The following is an 18323-nucleotide window of genomic DNA, read 5'->3' on the forward strand; positions in this document are numbered from 1 at the left end:
AATAGGCAATTATCAATTTAGAGGGTTTTAAAATTGATTAATGCCTGTGAATCGTTCGAATATTCATCTTGATCTGGCAGAGTAGGAGATTGTATCTTAAATAAACCAAATTCATAAGCTAATCGTTTAAATAAGCCTGGAGCGGGACGACATGAAAGATAATACTGTTGTTTTTCTTTTGGTGATAATAAGATGCCATCTACCGTTACTGGTTTAAGAGATGCATCATTACGTTGTTGAATACAAGATTGGAAGAACTAGGAGGAAGTTCGAATCGCTTAATTGCTTTTTCAGACCAACCGAAGGAAATAGTGCCTCACAGACTTCTGAAGATCGGTTTGAAAGTGAGAGCCTGGGCAATGCGCCCTTTGAGTTTACGATTAAGTAAGAGAATAATTAATCATTTTTGAACAATGACCGTAGTTCTTCTTTCGCTTGTGTTTAAATCTTTTTCTGTTGGTCAGTCAATTTCTTTCCTGCTTGATTGATATAGAAATTAAGCATCGACATGGCAGATTGATAAGGAGTTCCTTTTTGATGCTTGCTGGCTACAGCCGATTTTTTTAAGGATTTTGAAATTCTTTTGGGATCTTTTCCAACTAAAAACCCCTACGTCAAGGTCAAGCGCATTTCTGCTTTCGGTAACTTTTGTGACCATCTTTGTTTGTTTTCTTTTGTCATATTTTTATTATAGTGAACAAATTTAATGTGTTTGACACAACAAGGAAATACCTTTCTCTTATCGTTAATTGAAAAAGGACTTCTGTTTTGAACCTCTTGATTCTTACTTCAAAAATGATAAATTGTTTCTCAAAGCTTTTTAGAGGTAATTGATGGATAAAAGACTATTAGAAATACTAGCTTGTCCGCTTTGTAAAGGGAAATTGGTATATAAGCAAGATGCGGAAGAGCTTCTTTGTCGCTTTGACAAGCTAGCCTACCCTATTCAAGGGGGAATCCCAGTTATGTTGGCTGACAAAGCCCGTTCATTAATAGAAGAGAGGTAGGATGGAATTCCGAGTCATCATACCAGTTCGTTATGATTCTAGCCGCCTACCCGGTAAAGCCTTGGCAGATATCGCCGGTAAGCCGATGATTCAACACGTCTACGAATGTGCCGTGAAAAGTGGTGCGGAAGATGTTGTGATCGCGACCGATGATAAACAAATAAGTAAAGTAGCAGAAGATTTTGGGGCAATGGTTTGTATGACTTCTTCTGATCATCAGTCGGGAACGGAACGCATCGCAGAAGCTGTTGTTGCTTTGGGTTTGGAGGACGATGAAATTGTAATCTGTTTGCAAGGTGATGAACCCTTGATTACCCCGGAGGCTATTCGAAAACTAGCAGAGGATCTGGAGGAACATGATAATGTAAAAGCAGCTTCTCTCTGTACACCGATTACGGATATTGACGAATTGTTTAATCCTAATACCACCAAAGTGGTTTTGAATCGTCGAAATTATGCTCTTTATTTTAGTCATGCTCCTATCCCGTGGGATCGCTCTACTTTTAATAATAAAGAAAGTATTAAATTAAATGGCTATTATTTCCGCCATGTAGGTATTTATGCTTATCGGGTAGGATTTTTAGAAGAATACCTTTCTTGGGATAGCTGCTCTGCTGAAAAGCTCGAAGCTTTAGAACAACTGCGTATCTTATGGCACGGCGGTCGTATTCACATGGTAGTTACAAAAAAAAAATGCTTGCCTGGCGTTGATACGGAAGAGGATCTTCAACGCGTTCGCGAATATTTCAAGTAAATTAAATTAAGTAAAGCATGGAAAAGCTTTATGTAAAAACCCCGGTCATTAAATCTCGACCCATTCAAAAAATTTTTCGGGAGTGAGTTTTTTAAAAATGGAATGTTATCAACCGATAGGGTCTTTTAAAATCTGTGGTATTGGGCAGCTTTGTCAGAAGTGTGTGTATTGGCTGGAAAAAACATTTAGTGGCCTCTTCTGGGGGCAGGACTAGCCGTTCGCCTATGTGGGTCGTAAGCTTCAAGTTCCAGTAACCGTATTTGTTCCTTACTACCACCCATCCTTTGTTTATTAAACATATGGAAGCGGAAAATGCCCTATTAAAAATTGAAGATGATGTGTGGGATGAAACCAATGAGATTGTTCAACCATTTGTACGAAAGATTTGTACGAAAGATTTGTACGAAAGATTTGTACGAAAGATCGATGGCGGATTTGTCCCTCCTTTTGATCATTCAGAAATTTGGGCCGGTCACTCCACGTTGATAGATGAAGTGGTTACCCAAATAAAAAAGCCAGCCGCTATTGTTGTGGCTGTAGGTGGTGGTGGACTTTCTTGCCGTATTTTGGAAGGTATCGATATAGGTGGAACGATGTTCCTTTGTTTGGCGTAGAAACTGAGGGCGCAGCTTCCTTTACCGGGGTGATTGAAGCCAACTGGTAGTAATCTTACCAAAAATTGACACTATCGCTACCTCTTTAGGTGCAAAGCGTAAATTATTTGATTGGACTAAAAAAACATTCTATTACGTCTTTAGTAGTTACTGATAAATGAGCCCATTAAATTCTTTTTAATATGAAGATTAACCAAGGCTTCTGGTGTAGTTTTCAAGCGCTCTTGACACACAGCGTGGGGAATTAACATATCAGCAATAACGTATTTGCCCCGACCTAATAAGCCGTTGATAGCAGATACCTTCTTGTCTACGCAGATATTACCCGAAATGGAGACGTATTTGAGGCTGGGGTAGTTTTCTAGGAGCCAACTAATCACTGCATCCGCTGCTTTAGTCAGCATATTATGTCCAGAAGCGTCGCCTGTTGTGGCTTCGAGACGTAGGAACAAAAGGTTACCTACTACTTGGGTGTGTCAACAACTTACATTGCGGCAGAAACGACTGGTGCTGGAAACAACTTGTGCGATCGCTTCGTTCTTGTTGAGTTCATTCAGTACGAGCATTACCGAATGTGCGTCCTCGCCCTCCAATAAAATAGAACGAGTCATCCGGTCATCGAATATTGTGCACTGGAGGCCAGCAGATTTTCGGGTAACGCTGGCTCCGCGATTGGTCAAAGGCCACATCTGTTTTCTCTCGGCAGATTATTGCTAATTCTTCCACATCATCGACCGATCAGATAGAAACTATCACTGAGCCAATGTTGTAGATAATGTTGTAGATTCTGAAGTGTTAGAGGTTTTAAATTAAGTTCAACGAACTGACTGGGTATTGTCTTTAAAGACTGAAGCGCTGGCGTCAAAGGGTGAATATCAGTAACTTCGGTGGAACGGTAAGCACCCAAAATTAAAACATTTTTAAGCTCAAATTTTTGAGTCAGCAAAGCGAACAATTGAATAGCGCTAACGGAAGCTTATTGCCAATCATTAAGAAAGAGTGTCAATGGTTTTAAATAAGAAGCAGAAATTTGAAGGAATTCTGAGAAGGCGTATTCAAATCGCATCTCGAGCACTTCAGCACTTAAGAATTCTGTACTGATCATCATACTAGGGAAAATCCTTTTTAACTTAGGGACCATTCGGGCGAGAAAAGGAAGATTAATACCAACGGTTGCTTGGACAGCTTCCACCCATCGCACATAAGTTTTTTCATCTTGCTCAAGTTCTCAAGTTTATAAGATAGCTTCGATAGCTTCGATAGCTTCGGTGACGGTAATCCAAGCGCTGTAGGGAGTGGTTCGATGGAGCTGATCGAATTTTCCTTTGGCGGTAAAGCCGCCGTGGAGGGTGATGTATTTTTCGACTTCGCGGATGATGGAAGGTTTTCTCGACGTCGGGAGGCCCGGCGATAAAGAGTGCTTTTAAGGGTTGGGCTCGATCAAGGAATTGAGTGACTTCCTGAATGAGGCGCTTTCGTCCATAGAGTTTTTAAGTGAGGGCGAAACGTTCGGGGAGATCGGCCGATGGCGATGTGGAAGGACTTGCGTTCCCCGGCTTTGAGCATCCGCAGACAGGTTTCCAAATCTTTGATGGGCGCATGAGCACTTTAGATTTAGCGAGCGGCTTTTGCACGATCTGAGTTAAAACGGGCGGGGATGTTGGGATTAAGCTGAGTTAAATTGGGTGGTGCTTTAAGTAAGGAGGTGCGCTTGAATTAATTCGAGGGGATCGCCTTGGAAAGGAGGTTATCCGGCCGAGCAGTTTAAAGAGGGTGGCATCGAAGGTATAAAAATCGGTGCGATAATCGATGGGGCGATGGATGTGCCTGGTTTGTTTAGGGGCCATGTGGGAGAAAACTGCCTTCGAATTCGCCTTCGTGGGGTTGGGTTTTCAAAGAAGCTTTTTGAGCGAGGCTGAAATCAAAAAGGGTGATGGTAAGATTTTTGGGATCGACGAGGATATTGTCGGGTTTAATATCTTTATGGACGATTTTGGCTTTGTGGATTTGGGTGAGGATCTGCAACAGGCGCAAAGCAAGTGTCAAAATCGTGGTGAGCGAGGGTTTTTCTTTATCGACAAACTGATCTACTGATCTAAGGTTAAATCGGGTTCAGCTTTTAAGATTAAGACGAGTTGGAGCCCGACCTGCTCAAGAGCGAGGGCTTTGGGGATGCCCTTTAATTAAGGGTTTCTTGCAGGAGTTGGAATTCGTATTCAAGTCCGCTCATTGAGCTTGTGATCGGCGGTCGTGAGAAGAGTGAGTTTGATGAGGACAGAGGTATAGTTGGGAGTCCGAAGGCTTGAGCGCGATAGTAGGCGAAGAAATCGCCGCGGGCGAACAATTGAATGTCCGTATAGCCAGAGATTTCTAAAGGGTCCATCGGCGCCATCCGTTGTCTTTCCTGGATTTTTTCACGTACTTATAATTGTACTTGATTTCTTGATTTTTCGATCAATATTCTCGGCTCTTCCAACCTACTTTTTCCCTAAAGCGAGAAATTAGAAGCAAGATTGGTTATCGTTAGGCACAGAATTCAATCTATTCAATCTAGGGGATAAAAGTTTACAGTGATACTCGCAAAAACTATTAGCGTTTATCTCTCGGCTATGGATAATCGTAAATCGGGTGTTATAATTTTTCCCTTGTTATAATTTTTCCCTCTATTTGGTCTTTAGCACGAAGGATTTGTGACGCACTGAAATATAGCGAATTGTTGACAGACCTAAGCTAAGGATAAGGAATAATTAGGAAAAGGTGCCTTATTATCATGAGAGTTCATAAACGCTTCTTATTCACGATTCCACTAATTGTTTTCTGTCTTTCTTTTAGTTTGTCAGCCTATGCTTTTGTTATCCGTTCTATTCAAATCCAAGGCTTGCAAGGGATTTCGGAAAGCACAGTTCGCAGTTATCTTCCGATCCATGAAGGGCAAGAATATTTTTCCCGGCGCGGCCAAGCCATTATTAAAGCACTCTATAAAACGGGATTTTTTGACAATGTTCAACTGAATCGCCGTGGGGAAGCTCTTATTATTACCGTAAAAGAACGTCCCACAATAAGTTTGATTCGTCTTAGCGGTAATAAACCTATTACTAGTAAAAAATTGCGGTACATTTTGAACAAATTGGGAATTGTAGAGGGGCAGACCTTTGATCCTACTAAATTAAAGAAAATCGAGCAGGGGTTGGAACAGAAATATGGTGTAATGGGATACCACGCAGCCCATATATCGACTAACGTCATTAGAGAGTCTTGCAATCGCGTAGCGCTCTATATCAATATTAATGAGGGCAGGATTGCGAAAGTCCTCTCCATTCAATTTGTTGGAAATTGCGCATTTAGTGCTCGCACTTTGCGCAGCCAGTTTAAATTAACAACTCCTGGTTTATTTACATGTATTAGCCACGCCGATCGTTATTCACAAATTAAATTAGAAGAAGATTTAGAAAGACTCATTACATTTTATTTAAATCATGGTTATTTACGTTTTCGAGTTGTTTCCCACGACGTTCGATGCTCGCAGGATAAACAAAGTGTTTATATCACGGTTTACGTCAATGAAGGACCGGTATACCGAATTAATGGTTATGAGATAAGTGGTGAGACTTACGGTTTTAAAGAGCGACTTTATAGATTAATTACATTAAAACCCGGTGATATATTTTCTCGCCAAGCCATAATTGATACCAACACAAAAATCGGTAATTTCCTAGCAGATCGGGGCTACGCATTTGCGAGAGTGACAATCATTCCAACAATTGATGATCAACAACATTTGGTCCATATAAATTTTACTATAGTGCCTGGTGAACGGGTTTATGTACGGCGGATTAATTTCCTCGGCAATCAACGAACGGATCAAGAAGTATTGCGTGGAGAAATGCCTCAATACGAAGGAAGCATATACTCTTTATCAAAAATTGAAGAATCCAAACGACGCTTAGAATTACTGAATTATTTGTCCGACGTTACTTACACGCCGCAACCGGTACCCAACTCTCGTGACCAAGTGGATTTATATTATTATGTCAAAGAAGTTGCAGCAGGGAGAGCCAGCATTCAAGGTGGTTATTCAGACGTCTATGGTTTTTTGTATGGCGCCAGTATATCGGAACCCAATTTTATGGGAACGGGGAAGTACGTCTCGATTGGATTTCAAAATAGTCAATATCAACAAAATTATTTCATCAGTTATAACAATCCTTATTACACGACATGGGGCTTACGGCTAGGCTTCTCAATTTATTATTCTCGTATTAAACCGAATGCAAAATTTAACCTTGCCTCTTATTTAGAAGATGGTTATGGAGCCGATGTCACCTACGGCTATCCTGTTTCGGAACGTAATTCAATTACGTTTGGTTACGGATTGGAACATATCACTATCAGTCATGTCGATATCGCTAACGCTGCACCGAGTGTGCTGGCTTTTTGTGGCACCACTAACGGGGTGCAAAATACCAGTGCCAACTATAACCAAGTTAAATTGACAGCAGGGTGGGTTTACAATGGGCTTGACCGTGCTATTTTCCCAACTAAAGGTCTTTATACGGGATTAGGCTTGGAAGTAGGTGTTCCTCTTTTTAAATCCAGTTTGGATTATTATTTGGCAACGTACGCAGCAAAATATTATCAACCATTGGGTCATGGGTTTATTTTAAATTTATTAGAAACCCTCGGTTATGGAGACAAATTCGGTCATGATCGGTTGCCCTTTTTCAAAAACTTTTTTGCTGGAGGAATTGGCTCTGTTCCTGCTTTTGCTCCAAATTCATTAGGTCCAAAGAATCGTTATCCACTTGGTAGTGATTTCGGCGCTATTGGTGGTAATTTAGAAACTATTTTTGGAGTGCATTTAATTTTGCCGCAATTTAGTCAAAAGGTTCGTACTGCCATTGTGTTTGATGCAGGAAATGTTTTTCAGGTACCTCGATTTCCAGGAGATATCGCAATTCCAGCACGGGGCGGTGTTTCTGATCCTGAGGCGAATATCCGGCCACAGATTATCCAAGACGATAAATTTTCTCTTAAAAATTTACGCCCCTCGTTGGGTGTTTCTGTAGAATGGTACACGCCTTTTGCGCCAATCGATTTCACTTTAGCCTTCCCGCTGAATCGTCGAGCAGGGGATAATTTCCAAGCATTTCAATTTTCTTTTGGGATGAGCTTGTAAGGGGAAGAGTTGAGCGGAGCTTGGTTTAGATACGAACCTGAACTATAATGGGCGCTACTTTATTTTAAGGAGAACGTCATGATGAAGCGCTTATTTGCAGCCACCTGTTTATCAGTGGCAATAAATTGGACAGCGGCTGCTATTGGGCAAACCGTGGGAAGGGTGGATATGCGGCAAATTTTTCAAGCATCACCGCAGGTTAAGAATATCAATACCCAGCTTGAAAAAAAATTTTCACCACAACGTGAAAGAATTATTAATTTAGGTAAATCCTTGCAAGAGGATGCTAAAAAATTTCAACGCAATGAGGCAGTAATGAGTGAAAAAGAAAAGCAAGATCTAAAAAATAAAATTGATGAAAAACAAAAGGAACTTCAGCAAGCACAAGTCGAATTTCAGCAAGGATTATATAATGCACAGAATAAAGCCATGGCTGAATTTATGACAAAAATTTCAGGCGCTGTAAGAGCTGTTGCTGAAAAAGAGAAAGTGGATTTGGTTTTACCAAAGGACACCGTACTCTATGCGAGAGATAGTAAAGATATCACCTCAGACGTGATTTCCAAATTGAAATAGCCTTTAATTTTGTGATCAAATTTGAAATAACTTATACACTCAATGAATTAGCAAACGCCATCGGTGCCACGGTGAAGGGCCATGGTGATTGCAAAATTCATAATATCGCTTCAATTGTGAACGCTCAGCCCGGAGAAATAAGTTTCCTTGCAGATCGCAAGTATCAAAAATATTTAACAAAAACAAAAGCTTCGGCATTATTATTAGATAAAAAGTTAGCAAAAAACTGTCCTATAAACGCCCTTATTATGCCGAACCCTAAGCTGGGATTTATCAAACTATTAGCTTTATTGCGACCTGAAGTGAGACCAAAGCCAGGTATTCATCCCACTGCTGTTATCGGAGAGAATTGTCAAATCGATCCGATTGTGTACGTTGGGGCTTATGCTGTCATAGAAGATGAAGTGGTGATTGGTTCTCGAACCATTATCGGAGCAGGAACGAGTATTGGCCGCGGCAGTCAACTGGGCGTAGATTGTTGTTTGTATAATCGGGTAACTTTATACCATCACACCATTATGGGTGATCGAAATATTCTTCACAGTGGTGTCGTTATTGGTGCAGATGGATTTGGTTTAGCTCAAGATGAACAACGTCGATGGATTAAGATTCCTCAAGTGGCACGAGTGGTCATTGGAGACGATGTAGAAATTGGAGCTAACACCACAATTGATCGAGGAGCACTTGAAGATACGGTAATTGGAAATGGCGTTAAATTGGATAATTTAATTATGATTGGCCATAACGTTCGCATAGGCGATCATACAGCGATTGCTGGCTGTGCTGGTATCGCTGGAAGCACTACTATTGGACGCCATTGCATGATTGGTGGCGGTGCAGGTCTTAATGGCCATATTGATATTTGTGACAACGTCGTTATTACGGGTATGAGCATGATCCAAAAATCAATTACTAAGCCCGGGGTGTATTCGTCAGGGACGGGAATGCAACCCAGTCGTGAATGGCACAAAAGTGTCATTAGGTTTTGGCAACTCGAGGAACTCGCAAAAAGATTAAAACGATTAGAGAGGTTGTACGATGATCGTGATGGAAACCAGCGAGATTAAAAAATATATCCCCCATCGATATCCCTTTTTGTTGGTTGACCGGGTGATAGCGATGGAAAAACACAAGTCCTTAGTGGCAATTAAAAATATCACGGCTAATGAACCTTTCTTTATCGGACATTTTCCTGTTCGTCCAGTAATGCCAGGCGTTTTGATTATTGAGTCTTTAGCACAAGCAGCGGGGATTTTAATTGTTAAATCCCTTGATTTACCTGAATACCATGAGGATATTTATTTTTTTGCTGGTGTGGATAATGCACGATTTAAGCGCGTCGTCGAACCGGGTGACCAATTAGTTTTAGAAGTCAAAGTACTTAAATCGGGACGTTTGTGGAAATTTGAGGGAGAGGCAAAGGTTGAAGGACAGCTTGCCTGTAAAGCCAAATTTATCACAATAAGAGACAAAAAGAGTGATTGACGAACGAGCACTTATTCATCCTAGCGCAAAAATTGGTTCCGATGTAACTGTTGGTCCCTGGACTTTCATTGGTGAAAATGCCGTAATTGGGGATGATACTCAAATCGACGCTCATGTCATGATTGGAAAAAATACTGTGATAGGAAAAAATAATAAAATTTATCCGTATGCCTCTATTGGTTCTGATCCTCAACACATCAGGTATAAAGGTCAAGAAACTCGGCTAGAGATTGGAAATAGCAACGTCATTCGTGAATTTGTGACTATTAATCGCGGGACCTACGAAGGCCATGGTGTGACCTCCATCGGTCATAATAATTATTTGATGGCCTATTCTCATGTGGCCCATGACTGTCGAGTGAGAAGTCATGTTATTTTTGCTAATACTGCTTCAATTGCAGGGCATGTTGAAGTAGGCGATCATGCAAATTTAGGTGCTTTTTCGGGAGTTCACCAGTTTTGTCGGATTGGTGCTTATTGTTTTCTAGGACGTGCAGCAAAGGTTTATCAAGATATTTTGCCTTACATGCTTGTTACTGGAAATCCCGGTATTCCCACAGCGTTGAATTCAGTCGGGTTGCGGCGCCATGGTTTTAATTCTAAGACGATGCAGTCGTTGAAATTGGCATATCGGCTAATTTACCGTACTAATCTTAAATTAGAAGATATCCGAATTGAGCTTGAAAAATTAGCCGTGGAAACTCCAGAGATTAATCAATTGTTGTTGATGATTAATAGCTCCACTCGTGGATTTGCACGTTATAAAAATAATGAGCAACTTTCAACACACGATAATCTTGCTTAATCTGATTTTCTCAGTTCTTTTTAGGACTCCTTTAGTTTAGGTAACCTTATTAAAAAATTGGTAATGAGAATCGATAAAAGACTAATGAGTGTTCCGGCTAAAATATCAATTAAGAAATGCCACCCAGAGGCCAATGTAGCAACTAGGACCATGAGACTAAATAAATAAAGCTATAGGATAAAAAATTATCTTACGTGGCCGGACAGGCATAAGCTATTAGAATTGCCCAGATTGTATGAAAAGAAGGGAAGCTTATTAATCGCTTCATGGAAAGAAAGCTTGATAATGATGAATGGCCTCAAACTGTGTTATTAAATAACGTTGGGCTTTTATAAAGGGAACGGAATGAATAATGCTGGACGGAGCGGTTGAAGCTGAAGCCCAGAAATAGTAGATAGAAAAACCTAACAAACAAGAAATTAGAAACTAAATATTTATTTATATACTTGAGTGGCCTCATTTAAGAGCGGTGAGCAATAAGGGGACAATTTTTATTGCTAAAAACAAGCTTGCATAAATAATCCTGAGAAATTGTGCTAGAGCTTGCTTACGGATGAATTTCTTGAAGAAAGTCGACCAAATTAAAATGGAGTAGGTTATCTAAGTGGTAAAATAGATGATCTTGTAAAAGAAAGGGTGTAGTTAAAATAGCACTATCGGCAAACAGCATAATTATAAGCACAGAGAAAATCATACCCAATGTCTTAAAAAAAGACTGTAATGTGGTTGTTTATTGGCAAGATAGATGCCTAATCCATAAAACAGGGGCATGAAGCAAATGAATAAATCCTTTTTCAGAAGAATTGAAAAATAGGGAACCATTATATAGTGGTGAGTAAAGTCGTTGACGACTAAACAAAGTCCCGAAAGGAGAAGGATCGGAACAGATAAATAAAAAAAACAACCAATCGTTACGTGTTGTTATATTCAAAAGGATCTTATCTAACGCTAATTTGCGTAACTAGCATAAAGGATAATCCGGAAATATTAAAAATATTAACTTATTGATTATATTTAATTTTTTATACTTACAGCCCCAGTCAGCGAATGAATTGATGAGTAGGTTTTAAACTGATGGCGGGCTTGTTTTCTAAGTAAAGGGTGAAGCTTTGGTCCTCTCCGTTAGGGAGCAGTACTACTTAATTTAAGATCTTTTATTTTCCCCAGAGTAATGATTTTCATTTCGGTAGCGTAATAACCTCGCTGCATTTTAACATCCGGTATAACAAAATAAATTTTATCTAGATTTTCTGTAGTTTCATCTAGAATTTGGTGGTTATTTTTAATTAAATTATTAAATTCTTCGCTTAAAGGGATATATTTAGTGTTTTCAATTTGGCGGCGAAGCATCCGTTTTAAGGGGGATTTTTATTGTTAATCAAATGCTTATAACTTTCTACGTTCATGGCAATAATAGGTTCATTTTCTTCTCGTTTGTTATCCTTATTAAGATCGGCGTAAATAATATTGCCGTGTAATTCCCTTTCATTTATAGGCTCAGTTTCCATTATCATTTCATTATTGCTTTCTAAAGTTTGATGATTAGAAAAATTATTACGATGGAAAAATTTTGATTTTAAAAACAAGTTATTATTAGGATAATAAATTACTAACAACGCATTGTCTTTCATAATATCGATAATTGGTTTGGTAAGGAAAATAAGAACAGCAGAGTAGCCCCAACTACGACCGACCGGCTCTTCCATATTTTTTTATAAATTCTTCATTTACATACCAAGCTCCATGTATGACGATAAAACGATTATAAGCATTGTCATTGAACCCTTATTTCTAGACCATATAATTTTAAAGAGCTCCATGGTGTCTATTATAAGCTTTTCCAGTATTATATATTCCAATGCTACTCGCTTTTCAGAAAAAATTGGATGATAAAATTCCTGAGGTAAGTCCATGAGACAAATGTGTATGAAATAACAATTTATTGTTTACGAGATCAAAAACCCAAAGGCGTTTTTTCGCTGGATGGTAAGGAATAATCGATTATGGTCAATATATTGTTATGTTCACTGTCATATTGTTTGGCGCATTCCAAAGCGGTAGCAATTTTCTTGATAACTTATGAATTTAATGTTGGTGCTTCTTCACGCAACCTCATTTTTATATCGTTAAATTGCTTAATTTGGTCAGGGAGAGGATTTTGATCATTTGCTGAAAAAGCGGAAGTGGTGTCTTTAGAACTTGCTCCCTGTGTCTGTGTGCGATGATTTTCCTCTTTACAAGAAAAGATACTTACTAACATTACTGCTAGAACTAATAATCAGTATCGTTTTTATAACTCTTACCTAATTCCGATAATTATCAATCTTCTACCTAATTAATATGGCTCAAAAAATGATCAGATTTTAAAATAAAAAGATTAAATAAATTAAGAAGTTATCAGTTTTAGGGCGATCTTTGCGGTTTTGAGGGAGGCTCCACTATCCCCTAGCTTAGCCCGGAGCGGTTTTAACTTATTTAAACAAGTCTGTCGATAAGAGTGATCTTCTAACAAGCGATAAATTTCGTTAGCAATAGCCTGAGGAGTGGCTTGATGCTGAATAAACTCAGGGGTGATGGGTTCTTCAGCCACTAAGTTAGAGAGCCCAATAAATGGGACTTGAATAAGCCGTTTTCCTAACCAATAGGTGAGAGGGCTCACTTTGTAGAGAATAACAAAAGGAATTTGATGTAAAGCAATTTCTAATGTAACTGTGCCAGAAACAGCAATGGCGGCATCACATACAGACAGTACATTATAAGTATTGTCCTCAATAATTTTAATGTCTGAAAATAAATAATTGTGAACATCTTGAGAAGACAAATTAGGTGCCAGTGGCAACACAAATTGAGCATTAGGGAGGCGCTCTTTAATAAGGCGCGTAGCAGAAGTTATAATGGGCAACAAGCGGGCAATCTCCCGGGAACGACTTCCGGGAAATAAGCCAATAATGGGCTTTTCTGTTGATAAATCGAATTTTTGATACACTTTTTCGCGCGGCAAAGTGGGTACTGTAATGTCAATTAACGGATGTCCAACTAAACTGACGGAAATATTTTCTCGTTGATATAATCTTTCTTCGAAAGGGAATAAAACCCCCATGTGATCTACATATTTTTTTATTTTTTTAATACGGCCATATCGCCATGCCCATATTTGCGGACTTACATAATAAAGAACTTTAATTCCTGCTTTTTTAGCCTGTTTAGCCATATGTAAATTAAAACCCGGATAGTCAATAAAAATTACTAAATCAGGTCGTTCGATCTTAAAGTGATTTTTTAGGCACTGGCGAGCCGCAAGTATATCACCCAATTGAGAAATTATTTCTGATACTCCAACGACTGCTAGTTTTTCGGCCTCAATAAAGATATTAACTCCTGCCTCACGCATTCTTTTCCCGCCCATACCAGCCACTTTCAATTGTGGATCAAGGAATTTCAGTGATTTTGCAAGATGAGCGCCAAGTAAATCTCCCGAGGCCTCACCTGCTATGATTAAAATCTGTTTTGAATGAGTGTTCATTTTAAGAAATAGCGATTGAAGAAATTGGAAATAATTCGTTAGTTCGTCGCACAATTAATGAAATTTCTAAAGCTGTCGCCAAAGCCCGTTTCCCCTCTTCTCCGGAAACCAGAGGAAGTTTGTTATGGATAATAGAATCCAGAAACGCTGATATTTGATCAAGCAACGCATCGCCTTTTTCAAACCGCTCAACTTGACGGGTGATTTCAGGAATTCCTGGATACATTTCTTGAGTGCCTTTGCGATGGATGGCAATTTTTTTATGATCGAGGTCAATAGCAATATAGTTATCGTGCTGGAAAATTCGAAGTTTGCGCTTAGTTTTGAGGTTTACACGGCTGGCCGTTACATTGGCCATGCATCCGTTGCTAAATTCAATACGGGCATTGGCAATATCAATATAAGGAGATAGCACGGAGGCGCCGCTGGCAGAGATATTTTGGATATCCGCTTTCACAATGGATTGGATGATGTCGATATCGTGAATCATCAAATCTAATACTACATTAACATCACTGCCTCGCAATTTGAAGGGAGCCAGACGCAGCGATTCAATAAACCGAGGATTAGAAATTTGAGATTCTACGGCTTTTACAGCGCTATTAAAACGTTCGAGATGACCAATTTGGAGAATGACCTTATTTTTCTGGGCAGCAGAAATTAAGTCGTCGGCCTCTTCCAAAGAAGTAGCAATGGGCTTCTCTAAGAGAACGTGGACCCTATTGTCTAAAAAAAAGCGTCCCACTCTATGATGCAAAGGGGTGGGAACTGCGATGCTCACTGCATCCACAAGGCCAAGGAGAGACTGGTAATTGATTACGGATTTAACGTTTAATTCGTTGGCTTTCGAATGACACCGTTCAGGGTCGATATCACAAACGGCCACAAGCTCTGAATGCGGTAAATCAGCATACTTTTCTGCATGATATTTGCCCAAATAGCCAACGCCAATTACGGCTGTTCTAATCTTCTTCATCGCTATGCTTCAGCGCCCTTTTCCATTCCGAAGGAGGCGTAATAGTGGCATTTTTTGCCAAGTGAATCAATATAAAGGCATTTTAGCTCATTGGCAGCGACGAATGGAACCAGTTCATCTCGCTACTAGATGACTGAAGGAGACAGTCATAAATCAACATGATACCCTTGAACCATATAACGCTGAAGAAAGATCGCAGTATTACCTATATTGTCTTAGCAAATCTTAGTAAAATCAACTTTGATAAAAGCATTCTTTACATTCTTATAAGAACCCTAATTATTTATGTGTATCCCATTTTTTTTGCTGCGTATGGGTTGGGCAATAAGCGATTTAACTTTGAAACAGGGTTCGATTTTGTTTTAATCATTTATTATCGGTGCAGTTTAAGCGGTACCATCAACGGCCCCTTTACGCTCTTAGAAGCGGATAGCCGGCTTGGCTTTGCTTATTTTTCTTGATTAGTTGTTCGCTATAGGAGCTTTCCACTACAGCGAATTTGGAACTTTGATAAAAGGGATATCCACCATTCTAATTAAGAATGGAGAGGTAATTTGGAAAAATTTCAAAAATCAAGTAACTGATCATGATTTATGAGAAATGATTCGAGAGAAACTAAATGAGGCGGATTAGAAAAATGTAAAAAAAAGAAGATCGTTTGGAGCGTTCTGGAAAAGTGAGTTTTGTTAAAAATAAATAAAATTAATTATTTCTCAACTTTTGGGGCTGCATGATTTATAACTTCGCCGCCAGCTTGTAAATCTTGGCCGAAACCATGAATAGTATGACAACCCGATAAAAAGAATAAAAAGGGCGCTGTAAGAAAGATAATTTTTAAATAGGTCTTAATCATCTCGTCGCTTCCTATCCAAGTTATGGTATGGCTTATTATACTCAACTCTTATTGAAGTTCTAGCTCCTTAAAAAATTAGTTTCACTTGACTTTTCTCACAGGAGGAAAGGACGTAGTTCTGGCTCTTCTTCCCTGGAACATTATAGAATGTGGTATATGATTGATGAATTTTTTATCCAGAAAGCGCTTCTCTTGGCGAAGCAAGCTGAAAAAAATCAAGAGGTGCCGGTGGGTGCAGTTTTGGTAAAAGATAACGAAATTATTGGAAAGGGATTTAACCATCCTATTGGATTAACCGACCCTACGGCTCATGCAGAATTACTTTCGATCCGCGAGGCTGCCAAAAATCTCGGTAATTATCGATTAGTTGGTACGACTCTCTATGTCACTTTAGAACCCTGTGCAATGTGCCTTGGCGCGATGATTCATGCTAGAATTCAGCGCCTCGTTTTTGGCGCTTTTGACCCACGTGATGGTGCTGTTAAAAGCGTTTTTCAACTTTTGAATGAACCACGGCTTAATCATCACATTTCTTGGACAGGCGGAATTTTAGTGGATGAATGTGCTCATGTGCTAAAAAATTTTTTCCAAGCCCGTCGTTAGTAATTTTCCCCATACACGACAAAATAAAAACACCCCTTTCGGTCTTCTGCGTAAAAGTGAAGCCTGACTAGAAGACGGTGGGTGGGTTGGTAGGTTGTCGTATTCGGCTCCAAAGCAGGATGCTAAGAGGCCGGGTGAGTTTGTCATAGGTTTAGGGATGTTAAGTGGTCTGTTTACCCTGTGTAAATAGCATACGTAAGGGCAGGATTAAGGATTTTTGTGGCTGAATCAATAATGATTTTGGGAAACACACTTTCAAAAATTGGCTTAATCCTCTTATTCCTGAATATCGTGACCCACACCGCTTAAAGAGACCTTTTCCTATAGTGGCATTATGGATGATGATGGCTTCACATTATTCATATAAACAAATAGTTACGGTAATTGCTTTTAAGACCTGCAAGAAATAAGAATTTTGTAGAGATTCGTAATAAGAGAGATCATTAACCTTTGCTGGGTCAGAAAATAAACTATGGAAATTAGGGAATTGACCTTGAGAAGCGGCAAAGGTTTGTACTTCAGAATACATAGTTGAAAGACGCTAGTTAAAGAATTTACCCAGGCGAAAATACGTCACTGCTAATAAACTGTAGCCAGCGGTTCTATTCAGATTGGCTGTTCGTTAAGCTCGCTCCAAGGTTGCTGAAATTTGCTCCTCGCTTATTTCTTTATTTTCGAGTATAAGATTTTTGAATGTTTTTAAATCTCTCATATTGAGCCGATCCATACCAAAGATAATCTCCAAAAAATTTCTCCCAGATTAACTACTTACGTTTCTTTCCCTCAGTATCGGCATGCTGATATTGAATATAACAATATTGACCCGCCGAAATATCAAACGGATTTTGAGAGTTAGCAATATCATCGTGTTGTGTTTTAAGTCAATGGCGTTTTAAGCGGACACAGAGAGTTGGCAAATAATTAATTCAAAATTAATTAATCCAAAATTGGTCTAGTCAATGATCAAGGATGACGAATCAGATACTTTTTGCTTTCGAATTTTCATAAACAAGTTCGACCAATGTAGTAAATTACAATCTCCTCAGAAAATTCTTTAAGAGCGCTAATTTTGTTTTGATTACTTCATCAGTCTTTTGAATAAACTCTAAAATACGATTTTCCAATTGTTCAGTAGTAAAAATTAGAGGAGAAAGTTCTAAATCTTCGATCGAGGAGAAGGTTAAAAAAAATCAGATCGCGCTCTCGATTGTTGACTATTCTTTTGCCGCATAACAAATCCGCATCTTTAGAGAAGATCCCTATCATAGTGGAGATGAAAATTCAAATGGAATTGGAGTTTTCAGTGATTCCCTCCGGTTGATACGCTGGCGGTTTGTGATTTTACTTCATCGGGTTTTTAAACCTGATATACTATCGGCCGTTCTTCATTTAGATTTAGTAAGGAATGGTCATGACACTTACGGTTTCAGTAGGTAAGGATATCAATAATTTTAATACAATTATTGAAATTCCTATGAACGGAGGCGAAGTTAAGTATGAATACAATAAAGAATTTCGGTTTTTGACCGTTGACCGATTTATCCCTACGGCCATGCGCTATCCTTGTAATTATGGATTCGTACCAAACACCCTAGCGGAAGATGGTGACCCCCTCGATGTGTTAGTAATGACGCCAGTGCCCCTACAGCCCGGAACGTTGATGCGTGTTCGAGCGGTAGGTTTGATGCGAATGGAAGATGAAGCTGGGAAAGATAGTAAAATTTTAACATTTCCTCTCGCTAAAGCCTGCAGAGAATATGAATCTATTCAATCTATTAAAGATGTATCCCCTTTCCTACTTGATATCATCGCCTATTTCTTCGAACACTATAAAGATTTGGAGCCCACTAATAAATGGGTCAAAGTGAAAGGCTGGGAGGATAAGGATGCGGCAGAAAAAGAATTTCAGGCGAGTATTAGACGTTTTGAGAAAAGCTAAGGGCTTAGGAGT

At 39.2% G+C, this 18323-nt stretch carries 19 protein-coding genes and 2 pseudogenes; 10 read left to right on the top strand and 11 right to left on the bottom strand.

Annotation, left to right across the window (positions count from 1 at the left end; all coding sequences use genetic code 11):
• Window positions 1-441: 441 nt before the first annotated feature.
• The gene (locus CleRt_RS11530; RefSeq protein ID WP_235379203.1) at window positions 442-579 is read right to left on the bottom strand and encodes a DUF3175 domain-containing protein; all 138 of its coding nucleotides are present in this window, start codon (window positions 577-579) and stop codon (window positions 442-444) included.
• A gap of 254 nt (window positions 580-833) precedes the next feature.
• Between CleRt_RS11530 and CleRt_RS08880 the strand changes: the two genes are divergently transcribed.
• The 3 genes from CleRt_RS08880 to CleRt_RS02905 all read left to right on the top strand — a co-directional run bounded on the left by CleRt_RS08880 (window position 834) and on the right by CleRt_RS02905 (window position 2375).
• Entirely contained in the window at window positions 834-1007 is a 174-nt protein-coding gene (locus tag CleRt_RS08880) for a Trm112 family protein (protein WP_082160423.1), read from the top strand.
• 1 nt (window position 1008) lies between these two features.
• Window positions 1009-1761, top strand: a complete 753-nt coding sequence (gene kdsB / locus CleRt_RS02900; protein WP_048875132.1) for a 3-deoxy-manno-octulosonate cytidylyltransferase — start codon at window positions 1009-1011, stop codon at window positions 1759-1761.
• 260 nt (window positions 1762-2021) lie between these two features.
• The gene (locus CleRt_RS02905) at window positions 2022-2375 is read left to right on the top strand and encodes a PALP domain-containing protein (protein WP_048875133.1); all 354 of its coding nucleotides are present in this window, start codon (window positions 2022-2024) and stop codon (window positions 2373-2375) included.
• A 149-nt stretch (window positions 2376-2524) separates the two neighbouring features.
• Here CleRt_RS02905 and CleRt_RS02910 read toward each other — a convergent pair.
• The 3 genes and pseudogenes from CleRt_RS02910 to CleRt_RS13955 all read right to left on the bottom strand — a co-directional run.
• Window positions 2525-3064: pseudogene (locus CleRt_RS02910) on the bottom strand (hydroxymethylglutaryl-coenzyme A reductase family protein); the annotation flags it as partial.
• A gap of 38 nt (window positions 3065-3102) precedes the next feature.
• Window positions 3103-3330, bottom strand: a complete 228-nt coding sequence (locus tag CleRt_RS09925) for a hypothetical protein (protein WP_235379157.1) — start codon at window positions 3328-3330, stop codon at window positions 3103-3105.
• A gap of 881 nt (window positions 3331-4211) precedes the next feature.
• A complete protein-coding gene (locus tag CleRt_RS13955; RefSeq protein WP_080606372.1) occupies window positions 4212-4421 on the bottom strand; it encodes a protein kinase domain-containing protein in 210 nt (69 codons plus the stop codon).
• Between the two features lie 724 nt (window positions 4422-5145).
• Here CleRt_RS13955 and bamA point away from each other — a divergent pair.
• The 5 genes from bamA to lpxA all read left to right on the top strand — a co-directional run bounded on the left by bamA (window position 5146) and on the right by lpxA (window position 10417).
• A complete protein-coding gene (bamA, locus tag CleRt_RS02925) occupies window positions 5146-7551 on the top strand; it encodes an outer membrane protein assembly factor BamA (protein ID WP_048875025.1) in 2406 nt (801 codons plus the stop codon).
• A 78-nt stretch (window positions 7552-7629) separates the two neighbouring features.
• Complete coding sequence (locus CleRt_RS02930) at window positions 7630-8127, top strand: OmpH/Skp family outer membrane protein (protein WP_048875026.1); 498 nt, start codon at window positions 7630-7632, stop codon at window positions 8125-8127.
• A gap of 14 nt (window positions 8128-8141) precedes the next feature.
• The gene (gene lpxD, locus CleRt_RS02935) at window positions 8142-9194 is read left to right on the top strand and encodes a UDP-3-O-(3-hydroxymyristoyl)glucosamine N-acyltransferase (protein WP_082160497.1); all 1053 of its coding nucleotides are present in this window, start codon (window positions 8142-8144) and stop codon (window positions 9192-9194) included.
• Entirely contained in the window at window positions 9175-9612 is a 438-nt protein-coding gene (gene fabZ / locus CleRt_RS02940; RefSeq protein ID WP_371440251.1) for a 3-hydroxyacyl-ACP dehydratase FabZ, read from the top strand. Before lpxD ends, fabZ begins: the two co-directional genes overlap by 20 nt.
• Entirely contained in the window at window positions 9605-10417 is an 813-nt protein-coding gene (gene lpxA / locus CleRt_RS02945) for an acyl-ACP--UDP-N-acetylglucosamine O-acyltransferase (protein ID WP_048875028.1), read from the top strand. Before fabZ ends, lpxA begins: the two co-directional genes overlap by 8 nt.
• A 1122-nt stretch (window positions 10418-11539) precedes the next feature.
• Here lpxA and CleRt_RS08265 read toward each other — a convergent pair.
• The 7 genes and pseudogenes from CleRt_RS08265 to CleRt_RS02970 all read right to left on the bottom strand — a co-directional run bounded on the left by CleRt_RS08265 (window position 11540) and on the right by CleRt_RS02970 (window position 15769).
• On the bottom strand, window positions 11540-11767 hold the full coding sequence (locus CleRt_RS08265) for a hypothetical protein (protein WP_053097834.1): 228 nt from the start codon (window positions 11765-11767) through the stop codon (window positions 11540-11542).
• 5 nt (window positions 11768-11772) lie between these two features.
• On the bottom strand, window positions 11773-12123 hold the full coding sequence (locus CleRt_RS08270; RefSeq protein ID WP_053097836.1) for a hypothetical protein: 351 nt from the start codon (window positions 12121-12123) through the stop codon (window positions 11773-11775).
• Window positions 12101-12355 (bottom strand): annotated as a pseudogene (locus CleRt_RS13960) (murein L,D-transpeptidase catalytic domain-containing protein). The gene CleRt_RS08270 and the pseudogene CleRt_RS13960 overlap by 23 nt, the downstream one beginning before the upstream one ends.
• 139 nt (window positions 12356-12494) lie before the next feature.
• Complete coding sequence (locus CleRt_RS08275) at window positions 12495-12677, bottom strand: hypothetical protein (protein WP_053097838.1); 183 nt, start codon at window positions 12675-12677, stop codon at window positions 12495-12497.
• A gap of 126 nt (window positions 12678-12803) precedes the next feature.
• Window positions 12804-13940, bottom strand: coding sequence for a lipid-A-disaccharide synthase (gene lpxB / locus CleRt_RS02955; protein ID WP_048875029.1), 1137 nt, complete (start codon window positions 13938-13940; stop codon window positions 12804-12806).
• Window position 13941: 1 nt separating this feature from the next.
• A complete protein-coding gene (locus CleRt_RS02960) occupies window positions 13942-14916 on the bottom strand; it encodes a Gfo/Idh/MocA family protein (protein ID WP_048875030.1) in 975 nt (324 codons plus the stop codon).
• Between the two features lie 706 nt (window positions 14917-15622).
• Complete coding sequence (locus CleRt_RS02970) at window positions 15623-15769, bottom strand: entericidin A/B family lipoprotein (protein WP_048875031.1); 147 nt, start codon at window positions 15767-15769, stop codon at window positions 15623-15625.
• A gap of 156 nt (window positions 15770-15925) precedes the next feature.
• Between CleRt_RS02970 and tadA the strand changes: the two genes are divergently transcribed.
• A complete protein-coding gene (gene tadA, locus CleRt_RS02975; protein ID WP_048875032.1) occupies window positions 15926-16372 on the top strand; it encodes a tRNA adenosine(34) deaminase TadA in 447 nt (148 codons plus the stop codon).
• 1411 nt (window positions 16373-17783) lie between these two features.
• Window positions 17784-18311 carry an inorganic diphosphatase gene (gene ppa, locus CleRt_RS02980; RefSeq protein ID WP_048875033.1) on the top strand — a complete coding sequence of 176 codons (528 nt, stop codon included), beginning with the start codon at window positions 17784-17786 and terminating at the stop codon, window positions 18309-18311.
• Window positions 18312-18323 lie beyond the last annotated feature (12 nt).

This window comes from Candidatus Coxiella mudrowiae, from assembly GCA_001077715.1.
Taxonomy (GTDB): Bacteria; Pseudomonadota; Gammaproteobacteria; order Coxiellales; family Coxiellaceae; genus Coxiella; species Coxiella mudrowiae.